Origin of the sequence: Marinobacter sp. X15-166B (assembly GCF_001752365.1) — a bacterium.
Taxonomy (GTDB): Bacteria; Pseudomonadota; Gammaproteobacteria; order Pseudomonadales; family Oleiphilaceae; genus Marinobacter.
On the sequence record NZ_MEIY01000001.1, the window covers coordinates 2,582,840 to 2,598,328 of the forward strand.

Annotated in this window: 12 protein-coding genes and 2 tRNA genes; 6 read left to right on the forward strand and 8 right to left on the reverse strand. The window is 59.7% G+C overall.

All coding sequences use genetic code 11. The features are described 5' to 3' along the window. Window positions 1-11: 11 nt before the first annotated feature. The 3 genes from BG841_RS12120 to dusA all read right to left on the reverse strand — a co-directional run bounded on the left by BG841_RS12120 (window position 12) and on the right by dusA (window position 2,629). Window positions 12-473 carry a TerB family tellurite resistance protein gene (locus BG841_RS12120; RefSeq protein WP_070057897.1) on the reverse strand — a complete coding sequence of 154 codons (462 nt, stop codon included), beginning with the start codon at window positions 471-473 and terminating at the stop codon, window positions 12-14. 32 nt (window positions 474-505) lie between these two features. Beyond that, window positions 506-1,471, reverse strand: a complete 966-nt coding sequence (tal, locus tag BG841_RS12125; protein ID WP_070057898.1) for a transaldolase — start codon at window positions 1,469-1,471, stop codon at window positions 506-508. 108 nt (window positions 1,472-1,579) lie between these two features. Then, window positions 1,580-2,629 carry a tRNA dihydrouridine(20/20a) synthase DusA gene (gene dusA / locus BG841_RS12130; protein ID WP_070057899.1) on the reverse strand — a complete coding sequence of 350 codons (1,050 nt, stop codon included), beginning with the start codon at window positions 2,627-2,629 and terminating at the stop codon, window positions 1,580-1,582. A 325-nt stretch (window positions 2,630-2,954) separates the two neighbouring features. On the opposite strand from dusA, the gene BG841_RS12135 reads away from it, so the two are divergent. Then, entirely contained in the window at window positions 2,955-4,811 is a 1,857-nt protein-coding gene (locus BG841_RS12135; protein ID WP_070057900.1) for a methyl-accepting chemotaxis protein, read from the forward strand. Window positions 4,812-5,013: 202 nt separating this feature from the next. Then, window positions 5,014-5,928, forward strand: coding sequence for an AEC family transporter (locus BG841_RS12140; RefSeq protein WP_070057901.1), 915 nt, complete (start codon window positions 5,014-5,016; stop codon window positions 5,926-5,928). Here the strand turns inward: BG841_RS12140 and BG841_RS12145 are convergent. Continuing rightward, window positions 5,905-6,834: a zinc ABC transporter substrate-binding protein gene (locus tag BG841_RS12145; protein ID WP_070057902.1), complete on the reverse strand. Its 930-nt coding sequence runs from the start codon at window positions 6,832-6,834 to the stop codon at window positions 5,905-5,907. The two genes, BG841_RS12140 and BG841_RS12145, sit on opposite strands and share 24 nt — an antisense overlap. A 174-nt stretch (window positions 6,835-7,008) precedes the next feature. On the opposite strand from BG841_RS12145, the gene gltX reads away from it, so the two are divergent. The 3 genes from gltX to BG841_RS12160 all read left to right on the forward strand — a co-directional run bounded on the left by gltX (window position 7,009) and on the right by BG841_RS12160 (window position 8,763). After that, on the forward strand, window positions 7,009-8,493 hold the full coding sequence (gltX, locus tag BG841_RS12150) for a glutamate--tRNA ligase (protein WP_070057903.1): 1,485 nt from the start codon (window positions 7,009-7,011) through the stop codon (window positions 8,491-8,493). Between the two features lie 111 nt (window positions 8,494-8,604). Beyond that, a tRNA-Ala gene (locus BG841_RS12155) sits at window positions 8,605-8,680 on the forward strand. Window positions 8,681-8,687: 7 nt separating this feature from the next. Next, a tRNA-Glu gene (locus tag BG841_RS12160) sits at window positions 8,688-8,763 on the forward strand. Between the two features lie 118 nt (window positions 8,764-8,881). On the opposite strand, the gene BG841_RS12165 is transcribed toward BG841_RS12160, so the two are convergent. The 3 genes from BG841_RS12165 to BG841_RS12175 all read right to left on the reverse strand — a co-directional run bounded on the left by BG841_RS12165 (window position 8,882) and on the right by BG841_RS12175 (window position 11,439). Next, on the reverse strand, window positions 8,882-9,733 hold the full coding sequence (locus BG841_RS12165; protein WP_070057904.1) for a 6-pyruvoyl trahydropterin synthase family protein: 852 nt from the start codon (window positions 9,731-9,733) through the stop codon (window positions 8,882-8,884). Between the two features lie 80 nt (window positions 9,734-9,813). Then, window positions 9,814-10,794: a response regulator gene (locus BG841_RS12170; RefSeq protein WP_070057905.1), complete on the reverse strand. Its 981-nt coding sequence runs from the start codon at window positions 10,792-10,794 to the stop codon at window positions 9,814-9,816. A gap of 147 nt (window positions 10,795-10,941) precedes the next feature. Further along, window positions 10,942-11,439, reverse strand: coding sequence for a hypothetical protein (locus BG841_RS12175; RefSeq protein ID WP_070058812.1), 498 nt, complete (start codon window positions 11,437-11,439; stop codon window positions 10,942-10,944). A gap of 140 nt (window positions 11,440-11,579) precedes the next feature. Between BG841_RS12175 and BG841_RS12180 the strand changes: the two genes are divergently transcribed. Then, window positions 11,580-14,507, forward strand: a complete 2,928-nt coding sequence (locus BG841_RS12180; RefSeq protein ID WP_070057906.1) for an insulinase family protein — start codon at window positions 11,580-11,582, stop codon at window positions 14,505-14,507. 31 nt (window positions 14,508-14,538) lie between these two features. On the opposite strand, the gene BG841_RS12185 is transcribed toward BG841_RS12180, so the two are convergent. Then, window positions 14,539-15,354, reverse strand: coding sequence for a pyruvate, water dikinase regulatory protein (locus BG841_RS12185; protein WP_070057907.1), 816 nt, complete (start codon window positions 15,352-15,354; stop codon window positions 14,539-14,541). Between the last annotated feature and the right edge of the window lie 135 nt (window positions 15,355-15,489).

The window sequence follows — 15,489 nt, forward strand, 5'->3', positions numbered from 1 at the left end:
CAGCGGCTCCTTCAGACGGTTCCGGCCTGCCCGGCGTTGTGGCGGGCGAGGATGTATTCCCGGTGGTTAAGATGCAGTAATTCGGCAATTCTGCGAATAAGATGTTCCTCGTATTTGTCGATGCGGCCGTCGGCAAAAGCGACCTGCCAGATATGGGTCAGCAGGGTCAGCTTGGCGGCCTGATCAAAGTGCTCGTTGATCAGGCCGGTAAACTGGTAGAGCGAGGTGGCGTCCCGGGCCCCGGCCATGGCGTCGTCGAGAATGGCTTTGGCCTCAGCGGCGGTCACCTGGTGGATTTTGGTCGCACACTCCACAATGGTGGCCAACTCCCTGGGGTCCGCCTGTTGGTCGATGTACGCGAGTTGTACCATCAGCGCCGTGGCGGCGACGGCAATCTGATGCTTGTCGGGCGCCGCAGCGGGGGCGTTTGCCCCTGCGCGTTGATCAAACAATGCTTTCAGTTGTTTCAGCATACCGTCCCAAACCGCTCTCGATAACTCGTTCGTCAGCCCATTTTGGCCATGCGCTGGAGCTGCTTTTCCAGGGAGACCTGATCGGCTGCGAACCGGCGAATACCTTCGGCCAGTTTCTCGGTGGCCATGGCGTCTGCATTGGATTCCCAGCGGAATCGGGCTTCGCTGACCTCGAAGGGTTGATCCGCACTGCTGGCCTGTTCCGCGGACAGGCGGCGGCGCAGCGAACCACGGTCGTTCTGCAACTCTGCCAATAAGTCCGGGCTGATGGTCAGCCGGTCACAGCCCGCCAGCATTTCGATCTCGCCCAGATTCCGAAAACTGGCGCCCATCACCACCGTATCGAACCCGTTGGCCTTGTAAAAATTATAGATGCGGGTCACGGATTGCACACCCGGATCTTCCGCCGCGGGGTAGGAGGAGCGTCCGCTGTTGGCCAGGTGCCAGTCCAGAATCCGGCCCACGAAGGGGGAAATCAGGAACACCCCGGCCTCGGCACAGGCCGCCGCCTGAACGAAGGAAAACAGCAGCGTCAGATTGCAGCGGATGCCTTCTTTCTCCAGCTGCTCGGCGGCGCGGATGCCTTCCCAGGTAGAGGCGATCTTGATCAGCACCCGGCTGGTATCCATGCCGCGCTGGTCATAGAGTTCAATCAGCCGGCGCGCCCGGCTCAGGGTGGCCTCGGTATCGAACGACAGCCGTGCGTCCACTTCAGTGGACACCACTCCGGGAATCAGCTGCAGTATTTCTTCTCCGGCCCGCACCGCCAGCATGTCGGTGGCGTAGGCCAGTTGTTCGGCGCTGGAGCCGGCGGTTGACAGGGCGTCGCTGATTGCCGCGTCCAGCATGGGACGGTAGCGGTCAGAGGCAGCGGCTTTCAGCAACAGGGAGGGGTTGGTGGTGGCGTCCTGTGGGCGCCACTGGGCGATTGCGTCCAGATCGCCGGTATCGGCAACCACGGTGGTCATGGATTTGAGCTGTTCAAGCTTGTTGGTCATGCGTCCTGTCGTCCTGATCGGATTGAATTGAATGATAGGGTCTGGCCGCTGCAAGGCCTGCTTCTACCATAACCGGCGACCGGGACCGGGACAAGAACGATGGCAATCTCACTCCGCCGGTGCGCGTTCCGGCGGTTGTTCCGGCACCAACGCCAGCGCGGCTTCGATCACTTCAACGCCGGCGCCGGGCCGGTAAGCGTTCTCGCTGATGTGGCGCCGGTATTGCCGGCCCCCGGGGCGACCGTGAAACAACCCCAGGAGGTGGCGGCTGATGTGCCCCAGATACACCCCCCGTGCCAGCTCGGATTCAATAAACGGCATCATCCTCCGCAGGGCTTCATGGCGACTGGCCACAGGGGCCGGCTCGCCGAACAGCTGCGGGTCGACCCGGGTCAGCAACCAGGGGTTGTGATAGGCCTCACGCCCCAGCATCACACCGTCGGTATGCAGCAGATGTTGATGGCACTCTTCCATGCTTTTGATGCCGCCGTTGATGATGATTTCCAGGTGGGGGTAGCGCGTCTTGAGACGGTAGACCCAATCGTACTTGAGCGGTGGCACGTCCCGGTTCTCTTTCGGGCTCAGGCCTTCAAGGATGGCGATGCGGGCGTGCACCACAAAGGTGCGGCAGCCGGCGGCGGCCACTTTCTCGACAAATTCACACAACTGATCCCAGGATTCGCGCCCGTTGATGCCAATGCGGTGCTTGACCGTCACCGGTAGGGCGGTGGAGTCGCGCATGGCCCGCACGCCCTCGGCGACCAGGTCAGGGTGGGCCATCAGGCAGGCACCAATCATATTGTTCTGCACCCGGTCACTGGGGCAACCCACGTTCAGGTTGACCTCGTCGAACCCATACTGCTCCGCCAGCCGGGCGCACTGGGCCAATTCCGCCGGATTGCTGCCCCCCAGCTGCAACGCCAGCGGGTATTCCGCCTCGTTGTGGCGCAAAAACCGGGCGGTATCGCCGTGAATCAACGCGCCGGTGGTGATCATCTCGGTGTACAGCAAGGTGTGGCGGCTGAGCTGGCGAGCCAGGTAGCGGTAATGGCTGGTGGTCCAGTCCATCATCGGTGCCACACAGAAGCGGCGCGAGGGCTCTATAGTGTTCGGCAGGGCTGGGACAGGAGTATCGGCTGAGTGGGCTTGCTCGGTCATTACGTGCTCAAGTTCAAAAAGGATTCGGCACCAGTTTATCAGGAAGACAGGGGGCGTGGCTGTAGGGCATTGGCGAAGATTGTGGTCACCTCAATATCATCCAGGTGCACCGCCGCCAGTGCGGTGTGTTATCCGCATCATGGCGTATGTGAACGTCCAGCAATCAATCGTTACGAGAAGCCACTGGTATCCCGCTCTGAAATTCGCCTTAATGCAGACATAACTACAATACCGACCTCTGCCTGTTCGGCTCTGGACCCTCGTTGACCCCCTGTCCAATCACCGATACGGCGCAGACGGTCCTCAATTGAGTCTGAGAAACCCTATGAGTTTTGCAACCTTCTTTGACAACCTGCCCATCCGCAGCAAATTGACAGCCGGCTTTACTTTGCTGTTGCTGCTCACCCTGGTGGTGGGGCTCATCGGCAACCGGGCCCTGGAGACCTACAGCCATCGTTCTCACATAGTGTCCCAGCTGGGCCTGGTGCACACTGGCCTGACCGAAGCCCGCGTTGAAGAAAAAAATTTTGTACTGACGGGGGAGGCGGACCACGTCCTCGTCTCGCGCACCTATGGCGATGAAGTTCTCGAAATTATCCGTCGCCTTGAACCATTGATTACGGTCAGTGCAGATCTCAATACGCTGGAAAATATTCGCACCGATATTGAACGATACCAGACCCTGTTGAGTGAGGTGGAAGCGAACGCCAGCCAACGGGAGGACGCGCTCGCCGGACTGGAAACAAAATCCCGAGTGTTGGGATCGTCCCTCAATGCACACAGCTCACTGTTTTTTGCCTCGGCGATGTATGAAGACATGCGCCGCGCGGAACGAAGATTCCTGGTGGCGCGGGATGCCAGCAGCATTGACGGTTATTTTGAGGACGCAAAACGGTTGCGGGGTACCCTGGCCTCCGCCGCTATCAGCGCGGAGGACAAGACCCCCATTACCGAGGCACTGGAAGCCTACACGGGCGAATTCCAGCAAGTCGTGAGGTTGATCGAATCCAGTGAACAGCTGTCTGAGGATATGGTCGCAACGGCCAGCCGGGTGATCGATCTGGCAAACGGCCTGCGCGCACGGCAGGCGGGTGCGATGGAAACGGACCGCCAACACGCCACAACGTTGATTTTTGGTGCAACCGGCGTAGCGGTGTTTTTGGGTGTGTTGATGGCGTATCTGATCACCAGGGCGATCACGGCGCGTCTCAACCAGGCCGTGGCCATTGCCACGGCAGTGGCTTCCGGGAATCTGGCGGGTGACATCGCCACCGACCGCAGCGACGAGATCGGTCGGCTGATGGCGGCCCTGGCCTCCATGGTTGGCGGTCTGCGGGACCTGGTCCGACGTATCGAATCCGGCGCGACGAACATTGCGGCGTCTGCAGAAGAACTGTCCGTGGTTACCAGCCAGACCAGCGAAGGAATTCATCGCCAGCAACGGGAAACCGATCAGGTAGCCACTGCGATGAACCAGATGACGGCAACTGTCACTGACATTGCCCGCAACGCGGAGCAGGCATTTACGGTTGCTTCCGATGCGGCCAATCAGGCCACCGAAGGGGAGCAAGAGGTTACCGAAACGGTGAACCAGGTAAACAGCCTGTCGCTGGAGGTCAATCAAAGTATGGCCATCATTCAGCGTCTGCAGCAGGAAACAACCGACATAGGAACCGTTCTGGATGTCATCAAATCGGTCGCCGAACAGACCAATCTGCTGGCGTTGAACGCTGCGATTGAAGCGGCCCGGGCCGGTGATCAGGGGCGCGGCTTCGCCGTCGTTGCGGACGAAGTGCGCTCGCTGGCGCAGCGAACCCAGAGTTCAGCTGAGGAAATCGAGTCGCTGGTGACTTCTTTGCAAAACAGTGCCGGAGAATCCGTAGCCGCGATGGAGTCCAGCGCCACGCTCGCAACCGACACCCTCGCGCGCGCCACCGCAACAGGCGCCTCGATTGAACGCATCGCCCGGTCGGTAGACGAAATCAGTCAGTATAACAACCAGATTGCAACTGCCTCAGAACAACAAACGTCGGTGGCGGAGGAGATAAATCAGAACGTCAGTGGCATTCGCGATGTGACCGCGCACTCTGCGGTTTCTTCCGATCAGATAGCCCGTTCCAGTGCGGAACTGGCCACACTCGGCAGCGAATTGCGGACGCTGGTGTCCCGGTTCCAGCTATGAGGCATATGCCGTGAATCCCTTGCTCTTGTATCGGCAGCCCGCTTTGATGTGTTCGAACAGCCGGGTTTTGACTGCTGCCCTGAGCAACCCTGTGGGCTTATCGATATTGCCACTACGCCTGGTCAATCGACTCCAGAGTTGCCAGTGCCTTGTTTTAGCTGTGCTGATAAACTGCCCGTTTTAAATTGACCGGAACCTTGCTATGTCGATGATGGTGCAGGCGTTAGCGCCCGTTTTTGCGTTGATCATTCTGGGGCATCTGATGCAGCGCTGGCAGTTCCCCGGCGCGGGCTTTTGGCAGCAGGCAGAACGCTTGACCTATTTTGTGCTGTTCCCCGTCATGCTGGTGTTCAAGCTGGGGCAGGCCCGGCTCGATGGGGAGGCCTACAGTGAAATCCTGATGCTGGTGGCGCTGATGCTGGCGGGTATGACCCTGCTGCTGCTGCTGGCCCAGCTGATTGGGCGCTGGCCGGGGCCGGTGTTTTCCTCGGTGTACCAGGGGGGGCTGCGTTTTAACACCTACGTAGCCCTGGCGGCCACCGGCATGTTGCTGGGCGACACCGGGCTGGCCTTGATGGCGGTCTGCGTGGCGGTCATGGTGCCGTTGGTCAATTTGTTTTGTATTGTGATGTTCTCGCTGGCAGTCGGCGATGGCAGTCTGCGGCTGTGGCCCGTCGTTCGGACGATCATCACCAACCCGCTGATCATCGGCTCGTTGATCGGGATTATCTGGAGTTACTTCCGCATCGGCTTTCACCCCATCTTCGCGGGCATTCTGGAGCCCCTGAGTAATCTGGCGCTGCCTCTCGGTTTGATGACCGTCGGGGCAGGGCTGCAGATGAAGGCTCTGAAGGGTGCGTCCGGTGCATTTGTGGTGTCGTCCGCCGCCAAACTGGTGGCGTTTCCGTTGATGACCGCCGGGCTGGTGCTGGCGTTGGGGATTGACGGGATTCTGGCGCAGGTTGCGGTGTTGCTGGCAGCTCTGCCGACTGCGACCTCGGCGTATATTCTGGCCCGCCAGCTGGGTGGTGATGCCCCCCTGATGGCGGGCATCATCAGCGGCCAGACCCTGCTGGCGGTGATCACGCTGCCGTTAGTGCTGGGCTGGCTCTGGTAGGCATTGCAGCACTGCGTCAGCCAGGGATTGTTGAAACTCAAGGTAGCCGGACCGGTCCATCGGGGCCTCGGTTGCCAGCGGATCCCAGGTGCTGATCTTCAGGTCCAGGCCTTCGGTGATCGAGGTCCACCACTGGCGACTGAATTGCGGTTCAATCATCAAGCACACCCGCTCCGCCGCCCGCAGACGCTGCTGCGTCTGCGCGATGTGACGGGCGCCGGGGCTGCGTTCCGGGTTGAGGGTCAGCACGCCCGCCATATGCAGGCCGTAATGCTCGGCAAAGCCCCGGAAGGCGTCGTGGTAGCTGAACAGACTCAACGACTTGGCTGGCGCCAGCGTCTGCAGGAGTTGTGCTTCCTGGTGGCCCAGAGCTTGTTCAAACGCGCGCAGGTTGGCGTCCAGCAGGGCCTGATCCGCATCGGGCCGTGCGCTCAGCGCCCCATGAATCTTCCGGGCCATCACCCGTGCCATGCCCGGGTCCAGCCAGATGTGCGGGTCTTCACCGGCATGATGGTGGTGGTCGTGGTCGTGGTGTCCGGTATCCTGGTGTTCGTCCCCGTCCGTTTGGGCGTCGGTGGGGGCCAGGGTGACAGCTTTATCACGCAACCCGGGCATCGCAAACAGCCTGACCAAAAAGGTTTCCATGTCCGGCCCCACCCAGAAAATCACATCGGCCCCTTCCAGCATTTGCCGCTGGGAAGGGCGCAGCTGGTAGGTGTGCGGGCTGCCACCCGGGGGCACCAGGATTTCTATCTGCGTGTCGGCAGGAGCAATGGCCGCCACGAGCAGGGCAATGGGTTTGATCGAGGTCGCCACTTTAGCCGGGGTAGCGGCATAACCGGAGGCGGCGCCGGCACTCAGAAGCAATAGGCTGAATGCCAGCAGTATACGGCGTAAAATCAACATGGTGTCCAGGTCTCTTAAGGTTCTGTTGGTACGTTATAATATAACAGCTCGGGTCCGGGTAAAAGCGGTTTGTGTTACTGATGTTGCTTATGCGAATTTTGCACCGGGCCGGTATAATGCCCGCCATTACACACACTGGCTGCGGTTGCGCAGCCGTCAACCAGGATGTCCTACATGACCGTACGTACCCGTATTGCGCCGTCACCCACCGGTGATCCCCACGTCGGCACCGCTTATGTCGCGTTATTCAACCTCTGTTTTGCGCGCCAGCACGGCGGTCAGTTTATTCTCAGAATTGAAGACACGGATCAGGCGCGCAGTACGCCGGAATCCGAGCAGGATATTCTCAACGCCCTGCGCTGGCTGGGATTAGAGTGGGACGAGGGGCCGGACGTAGGTGGCCCCCACGGCCCCTACCGCCAGTCGGAGCGCAAAGCCGACTATCGCCAGTACGCCCTGGACCTGGTTGACAAAGGACACGCCTTTTATTGTTTCCGCACCCCGGAAGAGCTGGACGCCATCCGGGAAGAACGCCGGGCCGCCGGTTTGAACACCGGCATCAAGGGCGATCTGGAGTTGCCGGCAGACGAAGTGCAACAGCGGCTGGCCGCAGGCGAGCCCCATGTGATTCGCATGAAGGTCCCCAACGACGGAGTCTGCGTCATTGACGACATGCTGCGGGGCCGTATTGAAATCGATTGGGCACAGGTGGATTGTCAGATTTTGCTGAAATCGGATGGCATGCCCACCTACCATCTGGCCAACGTGGTGGACGATCATCTCATGGGCATTACCCACGTGCTGCGTGGGGAAGAGTGGATCAACTCGGCCCCCAAGCACCAACTGCTGTATGAGTACTTTGGCTGGGACATGCCGGTGTTGTGTCACTTGCCGTTACTGCGCAACCCGGATCGCAGCAAATTGTCCAAGCGCAAGAACCCCACCAGCATCAATTTTTATGAGCGTATGGGCTTTTTGCCGGAAGCGGTGATCAACTATCTGGGTCGCATGGGCTGGTCCATGCCCGATGAGCGTGAAAAGTTTTCGGTCAGTGACATGATTGAACACTTTGATATCCAGCGGGTGTCACTGGGTGGCCCCATCTTTGACATAGAGAAACTGCGCTGGCTGAACGGCCTGTGGTTGCGGGAAGACCTGAGCGACGACGAGTTTGTCAGCCGGTTGCGCGACTGGTGGTTCAACGAACAGGATCTGGCGGCGCTGATCCCCCACATTAAGGGACGTGCGGAAGTGTTCAGCGATGTGGCGCCCATGGCCGCGTTCATGTTCGCGGGCATGTTGCCACTGACGCCGGAGCAGTTTGCGCACAACAAACTGGACGAGGCGCAGGTGAAACGGGTCCTGCAGTTTGCCCTCTGGCGCCTGGAAGCCCAGCGCCACTGGAGCAAGGAAACCATCTTTGCCGATGTGAAAGCGCTGGCCAAGGCGATGGGGCTCAAAATGGGCGAGTTCATGTTCCCCGTGTTTGTGGCCATCGCGGGCACCCCCAACTCCTGGTCGGTGATGGACTCCATGGCCGCGCTGGGGCCGGATATGACCCGCTCACGTTTGCGCCACGCCCTGGAAGTGTTGGGCGGTTTTTCCAAGAAAGAAACCAGGCGGGTGGAAAAAGAATTCGCCGCGCTGGCGCTCGATTGATCGTTTTTCGGTCGAGTTGCTCGCTTTGTGTACGGTTTTGCCATTATATTGAAAAAGTTGAAATAAAGGGTTGACGGCGGGGGGGCGGATCCTTAGTATACGCATCCGTTGGGGGCCATAGCTCAGCTGGGAGAGCGCAACACTGGCAGTGTTGAGGTCAGCGGTTCGATCCCGCTTGGCTCCACCAATTTCTAGTCCCCTTCGTCTAGTGGCCTAGGACTCCGCCCTTTCACGGCGGCAACAGGGGTTCGAACCCCCTAGGGGACGCCAATACGGCTTGTCGGTTTAGTCCACCGGCCAGCCATCAAAAAAACCGCCTTCGGGCGGATTTTTTTGTGTCTGCAATAATTCTGGCGTAAAAAAAGCGGCGGCGCCGCTTGGTCGGAGTTTAACGCTCGGCGATGGCGCCCTTGCCGACGCCCTCATAGGCTTTCACCCGAATACGGTCGTTCGGGTACACGGCCTTGCATTCATCGGCGATGTGCGCGGCGATCAGCTCCACGGTGGTGTCGGTTGTCAGCATGTAAACCCGGTTTTCCGGCAGGGTCAGACTGAACGCGCCCTGATTGGCCTGGTAGTCAAAGCGGATGTAATGCACACCGTCCTCGCCGACAAAGCGGCGGCTGACGTCTTCTTCTGTACCTATGTAAATGTCCCGCCATAGCTGGGCCCACTGTCGTTCCAGTTCAAGGTCGCGATGACCATTGCGGTCAATGCGAATGGGGGAGCGGTGACCGTGGGCGATTCTCTGGCAGTTGCCGTCGTGCTTCTTCAGGCCGTGTACGTAGTGGTAGAAGGCCCCGCTGATTTCCTCCTCCCGCAACTCCAGCTGGATGCCGGTCACGTTGTCGGGCAGTGCGGCTTTCAGTTCCGCGGCGAGCAGGGCGGACACGTCCGAAGTGGTGATGTGGTCGCTGTCGAGCCAGACGACGGCTTGCTGAGGCGAGCTGTGGTGAATGGTGCTGCCATCCTCAAGTTGCCACTCAAAGGTGTCCTGGTGACCTTCCAGACGTGTCAGGCCGGCATACCGGGAAGGTATCAACAGGCAGTGATCGACCTGGTCATCAATCACCCGCTTGATGGTGCGTTTGACGTCACTGAAGTCAAACACCATACCCTGATCATCCAGCTCGCCGCTTAAGATCACATCGGCGATCCAGCTTTCCCCGACCAGGCCCCGCGACGGGTCCAGATAGGCGAAATCGATCACAGTAAGGTTGTCTACAAAAAGGTGGTTCATTGACTGGTTCCGGTTAAAACTGAGCTGAATGGCCCCGGAAGTTTAACAAAAACCAGCTCGGCAAGCAGTAAGGGGATTTGCTAGCCGAATAAACCCGCCAGCCAGGCGACTCCGAACGTGGCGAACCCCAGGCTGATGCCAAGCCCCAGTTTGTAGAGGCGTGAGGCAGCGGCCCGCTGCCGGGATACGTACAGGTCGAGGGTGCGTTGGGCAAGATCTTCGGCCGTCTCCTGGAAGATCGCGTGGGCCTGTTGCAGGGCTTCCGACTGCAGCCTTTGCCAGATTTCCATATCGAGGGTCTGTACCGTGGTGATGTGATCCTTCAGCTCGGACATGTGTTCACGGGTGAACGCACGGCTGGCCGCCAGGTCTTTTTTGATGACCTCGATTTCATCCGCGACGCTGGAATCGACCTCGGTGGACGGGTCGTTCGGCAAGTGCCGGGTAAGCTCGCGCACCAGTGTCGACAGGGATTCAAGTTGTTCCTGGCAGGCCAACTGCAGTTTCTGCCCGGACTCGTCCAGCGCGCGATTGAGGTGCGCAAACTGTTCATCAAACACCGAGTTCAGCAACTCATGCAGGCGATCATTGAGCTGCTCCGCAAGGGTGTGGTCATAGGGTGGCTGGTCGACCGCCGGCGCGGCGCTGCCTGCCGCGGCCGGCATCACCGGCAGTTTGCCTTCCGTGATGTCGCGGGCCAATTGATCGAGGGCCGCGGTCAGGCTGTCAGCGTGCGTCGGTTTGCTCAGGATGCTGTGCACGCCAGTGGCGCGGGCCTCGTCCAGAAAGGGCTGGGCCTTGTGCGAGGTGCACATGATGATGGGAATGTCCGCCGTGTCCGGATCGTTTTTGATGGCCCGGGCCGCTTCCAGGCCATTCATGCCAGGCATCAGGTGATCCAGAAAAATGACGTCGGGGCGGCGCTGCTGAGCCAGAAAACGCAGCGCTTCTTCTGCAGATGCAGCCATGTCGACCGATATATCATGACCTTCCAGCAGTTTGCTCAGTGCGAAGCGGGCTACTTTTGAGTCATCCACCAAAAGTGCGTTCTTGATCGCCATTACATAACCCTTAGCCAGTTGCGGTAATCCTGGGGTGTGCAGCTTTGACCGGGTGACTGTCCGGATGGGCCTGAGCCAAAATAGTAGCGGGTTGTATTGGCGGCAGGGAGCCCAAGTCAGGGATGTTTTGCGGGATTGCTGAACAGGTCACACTTTGTCGGCAAGTTTGTCCTGATTGAGCAGTTCCCAGGAACGCATGTGAACGTCGGCCTCGTACTGGTAGGGAGATTTGAAGGGGGTAAGAATCAGGTCAAATACCAGGAAAAACAGCCCGATTGACAGCCACGCGAGGGTCAGGTTACTGATGGTGGTGGCCTGTACCTCCGGATTGGCATCCAGGAACGACTGCAGCATTGGCATCAGGTTGCCCACCATAACGACGGGGTTAAAGCTGGCAAACACCAGTGGCAGCCAGAACGCCAGGGCCACGGGAAAGAAACCAAATGACCAGAGCAGGCGTCTGAGCAGATAGGCCAGCACCGCGTTCCGGTACTGCTGCTTCAGTTCCGGGGACGTGCGCAGCTGTTTCAGGTAATTCCGGCGCTCGGCCCAGTAGGCCGCGACCTCCGCGGCCGACAGGGTGGCCGAGGTCCGCATCACCGGGGAGGTTGGTTCGGAGGTGGTCGTGGTTGTTTGATCGATCATGGTCAGCAACTATAAACTCCGGTCGGTTGTGCCTGTGTCAGGCTTCGTGAGCATACCCGTGCAGCGGGTGTTAACCTGCATCATAGTTCATACTACGTGCTACCCTACATACCCCTTTATGTGAATGACAGGAAAGTTAAATGACGGCAGTTACAGAAAATGTCACTCATCCGGCGTTCGAGCCGTTGCGCAGTCATCGTATTGATACGCTGAATCTGACGGTTGAAGAGTACCGTCACCGGAAAACCGGCGCCCGCCATCTGCATCTGGCGACCGACAACGATGAGAATGTGTTCTTTGTGGCCTTGCGGACCTTTCCCATGGATTCCACGGGGGTTGCCCACATACTGGAACATACGGCGCTGTGTGGCAGCGAAAAGTACCCGGTGCGCGACCCGTTTTTCATGATGATCCGGCGCTCCCTGAATACCTTCATGAACGCCTTTACCAGCAGTGACTGGACCGCGTACCCGTTCGCCAGCAAGAACCGCAAGGATTTTGATAATCTGTTGGCTGTCTATCTGGATTCGGTGTTTTTCTCCAAGCTGGATCCGCTGGATTTCGCCCAGGAAGGGCACCGGCTTGAATTTGAAACCCCGGACGACCCGCAAACACCGCTGGTCTATCGGGGCGTTGTGTATAACGAGATGAAGGGGGCCATGAGTGCGCCGACCTCCCAGTTGTGGCAGCACCTGTCGAGCTATTTGTTTCCCACCACCACCTACCACCACAACAGCGGTGGTGAGCCCGAACACATCGTTGATCTGAGCTATGACGATCTGGTGGAGTTTTACCGGCACCATTATCATCCGAGTAATGCCATTTTTGCCACCTATGGCAATATCCCGGCCCATGAGCACCATCAGAAATTCGAGCAACTGGCCCTCGGCCGGTTTGAACGGCAGGACATCAGGTTGCCGGTACGGGATGAGAAACGCATGTTTGCACCGATCAGTGTGGAGCAGGCGTATGCCGTTGCGGAGGGTGAGCCCACCACCAGCAAGACCCACATCGTGATGGGCTGGCTGCTGGGCCACAGCTTCGATCTGATGGAGAATCTGGAGGCGCACCTGCTGACCAATGTGCTGATGGAAAACAGCGCCTCGCCACTGATGCATGCGCTGGAAACCAGCGATATCGGTCAGTCGCCTTCGCCCCTGTGCGGGCTGGAAGACTCGAATCGGGAAATGACTCTGGTGTGCGGCATCGAAGGCAGCGAGCCCGACAAACGGCCGGATCTGGAGCGCCTGGTGGAGGGAGTGATTGCCAGGGTGGCCGAGGAGGGCGTCAGCCAGGAGCGTCTCGAGGCCATTCTGCACCAGCTCGAATTGCACCAGCGGGAGATCACCGGTGGCCAGTTCCCTTACGGGCTGCAATTGATCATGAGTTCGATTGCACCCATGGTGCACGGGGGGGATCCGGTCGCTCTGCTCGACCTTGAACCGGTGTTGGCTACCCTGCGGGAAAAAATTGCCGATCCGGACTATGTGCCCGGTTTGTTGCGCCGGATGCTGCTTGATAACCCCCACCGGGTCACACTGGTGCTGCGCCCCGACGAGCAACTTGAGGGGCGCCGGCAGGCGGCCATCCGCGAGGCGCTGGCGGAACGCAAGGCGCAGCTCACTGCGGCACAGCAACAGGCGATTGTGGACCAGGCCGCGGCACTGGCCCGCCGCCAGCAACAACAGGACGACGATTCCATCTTGCCCAAGGTTGATCTGAGCGACGTTCCGCTGCAATTACCGGAACCCGAGGCCCGTCAGGCCCATGATCTGCCGGCCACGCTCTACGCCCAGGGAACCAACGGTCTGGTCTACGAGCAGGTGGTGGTGCCCTTGCCACCCATGACGGACGACGAATTGCTGCTGTTGCCCCTGTACACCGCCTGCCTCACCGAGGTGGGGTGTGGCGAGCTGGATTATCTGCAAATGCAGAATCGCATTTCGGCCGTGTCCGGGGGCATCGCGGCCAGCACGTCGGCCCGTGGGCGGGTTGATGATGTGCAGAATCTGTCGGGGTACCTGTTACTGAACGGCAAGGCGCTGGTGCGCCATCAGGGCGCGTTGGTTGCGTTGCTTGAGGACGTGCTGGCGCATGCCCGTTTTGATGAAACCGGGCGCATCCGGGAGCTGGTGGCGCAAATGCGCGCGCGTCGGGAGCAAGCGGTCACCGGCAGCGGTCATGCGCTGGCAATGAATGCCGCCTCCCAGGGACACAGCGCCGGAGCCTGGCTGGCTTTCCGCTTGGGTGGGCTGGACGCCATCCGGGGAATCAAGGCGCTGGATGATGCCCTGCAGGAACCGGCGGAACTGGCGCGCTTCTGCAAGCGCCTGGCTGATCTGCACGCGCGCATCCAGCAACAGCACCGTCAATACCTGCTGATTGCGGAAGAGGCCGAACTGGATCCCCTGCTGACCCACCTGCAGGCCGCGGAGGCTGGTGCGCTGCCCGAACCGTCCGCTGAGGCCTGGGCGGTGGCGCCGGTCGACTATCAGACCCGCCAGGCCTGGCTGACAACCACCCAGGTCAACTTCTGCGCCAAAGCCTACCCCACGGTTGCGGTGGATCATCCCGATGCGGCGGCCCTGACCGTGCTCGGCGGGTTTTTACGGAACGGGTATCTGCACCGCGCCATCCGGGAGCAAGGCGGTGCCTACGGTGGCGGTGCCGGACAGGACAGCGTCAACGGCAGCTTCCGGTTTTTCTCATACCGGGATCCGCGCTTCGCAGAAACCCTGGACGATTTCGATCAGGCCCTGCAATGGCTGCAGACCACCGACCATGCCCCCCAGGATCTGGAAGAGTCCATTCTCGGGGTGATCGGTCAGCTGGATAAGCCACGGTCCCCGGCCGGGGAAGCCCGCCATGCGTTTCATAACCGCTTGTTTGGCCGTTCAGCAGAGCAGCAGGCCCGGTTCCGCAAACGAGTGCTGGAAGTCACCCTTGACGATCTCAAGCGGGTTGCCACGCACTGGCTGTTGCCTGAGCGCGCCAGCCTGGCGGTGGTGACCAGTCAGGAGAACCGCGCGCTGGCCGAGTCTCTGGGGTTCAGCATCGAAGAGCTGTAACCCAGGTCGTGTTGACAGGGCGTAGCCGCACTCAGCGGTTACGCTCCAGACCGGTCGCCACCATGATGCGGGTGGAAATTTCTTCCACCGAGTAGGCCGTGGTGTTCAGGTAGGGTATACGCTCGCGGCGATACATCAATTCGATTTCTTCAATCTCGTGCATGCATTGATTGATGGAGGCATAGCGCGAGTTGCGGCGCCGTTCGTTGCGGATGGTGGCCAGCCGTTCAGGCTCGATGGTCAGACCGAAAATTTTTTCCTTGTGGGGGCGCAGCACCCCGGGCAACTGCTGGTCCAGCAGATCCTCTTCGGTGATCGGGTAATTCGCCGCTTTGACCCCATATTGCAGGGCGAGGTAGAGACAGGTGGGGGTTTTACCGCTGCGGGAGGCGCCCACCAGAATCAGCTCCGCTTCATGGTATTGCCGGGTGCGGGCGCCATCATCATTGTCCAGGGCAAAGTTGACCGCGTGAATGCGCCGCTCGTAGCTGCTGTCGTTACTGATGGAGTGGGTTTTCCCTACGGTATAGGAGGACGAGGCCTGCAGTTCCTTTTCAAGCGGGTGCAGGAAGGTACCGAAGATATCCACCATGAACCCATTGGCTTGGCTGATGACCGCCCTGATGTCGGAATTGACGATCGTATCGAACACCAGGGGCTTGGCATCGTCCCGATCGGCGGCCGCATTGATACGCTGAACCAATTCGTTCGCCTTGTCGATGTCGTCTACATAAGGCACCGTGATGCGCTCAAAATGAATCTTCTCGAATTGGGTCAGAAGGCTGTGCCCCAAGGCTTCCGCGGTGAGTCCGGTGCCGTCTGAAATGAAAAAAGCAGTACGTTTCATGAACCTCTCCCCCTAGGTAATCCACGAAGGTTACAGTATGATACGGGGCAAGTTCGAGAGTCTGCGCGGTCTTTCGGGGTGACTTGCAGTGGGTCGTGCCGTATTGCCGATGGTCAACTCTTTGATTTTTCGATT

Excerpts from the sequence above, each read along its gene's own strand:
- BG841_RS12120 (WP_070057897.1), bottom strand. The coding sequence starts at position 473 with ATGCTGAAACAACTGAAAGCATTGTTTGATCAACGCGCAGGGGCAAAC.
- tal (WP_070057898.1), bottom strand. The coding sequence starts at position 1,471 with ATGACCAACAAGCTTGAACAGCTCAAATCCATGACCACCGTGGTTGCC.
- dusA (WP_070057899.1), bottom strand. The coding sequence starts at position 2,629 with ATGACCGAGCAAGCCCACTCAGCCGATACTCCTGTCCCAGCCCTGCCG.
- BG841_RS12135 (WP_070057900.1), top strand. The coding sequence starts at position 2,955 with ATGAGTTTTGCAACCTTCTTTGACAACCTGCCCATCCGCAGCAAATTG.
- BG841_RS12140 (WP_070057901.1), top strand. The coding sequence starts at position 5,014 with ATGTCGATGATGGTGCAGGCGTTAGCGCCCGTTTTTGCGTTGATCATT.
- BG841_RS12145 (WP_070057902.1), bottom strand. The coding sequence starts at position 6,834 with ATGTTGATTTTACGCCGTATACTGCTGGCATTCAGCCTATTGCTTCTG.
- gltX (WP_070057903.1), top strand. The coding sequence starts at position 7,009 with ATGACCGTACGTACCCGTATTGCGCCGTCACCCACCGGTGATCCCCAC.
- BG841_RS12165 (WP_070057904.1), bottom strand. The coding sequence starts at position 9,733 with ATGAACCACCTTTTTGTAGACAACCTTACTGTGATCGATTTCGCCTAT.
- BG841_RS12170 (WP_070057905.1), bottom strand. The coding sequence starts at position 10,794 with ATGGCGATCAAGAACGCACTTTTGGTGGATGACTCAAAAGTAGCCCGC.
- BG841_RS12175 (WP_070058812.1), bottom strand. The coding sequence starts at position 11,439 with ATGATCGATCAAACAACCACGACCACCTCCGAACCAACCTCCCCGGTG.
- BG841_RS12180 (WP_070057906.1), top strand. The coding sequence starts at position 11,580 with ATGACGGCAGTTACAGAAAATGTCACTCATCCGGCGTTCGAGCCGTTG.
- BG841_RS12185 (WP_070057907.1), bottom strand. The coding sequence starts at position 15,354 with ATGAAACGTACTGCTTTTTTCATTTCAGACGGCACCGGACTCACCGCG.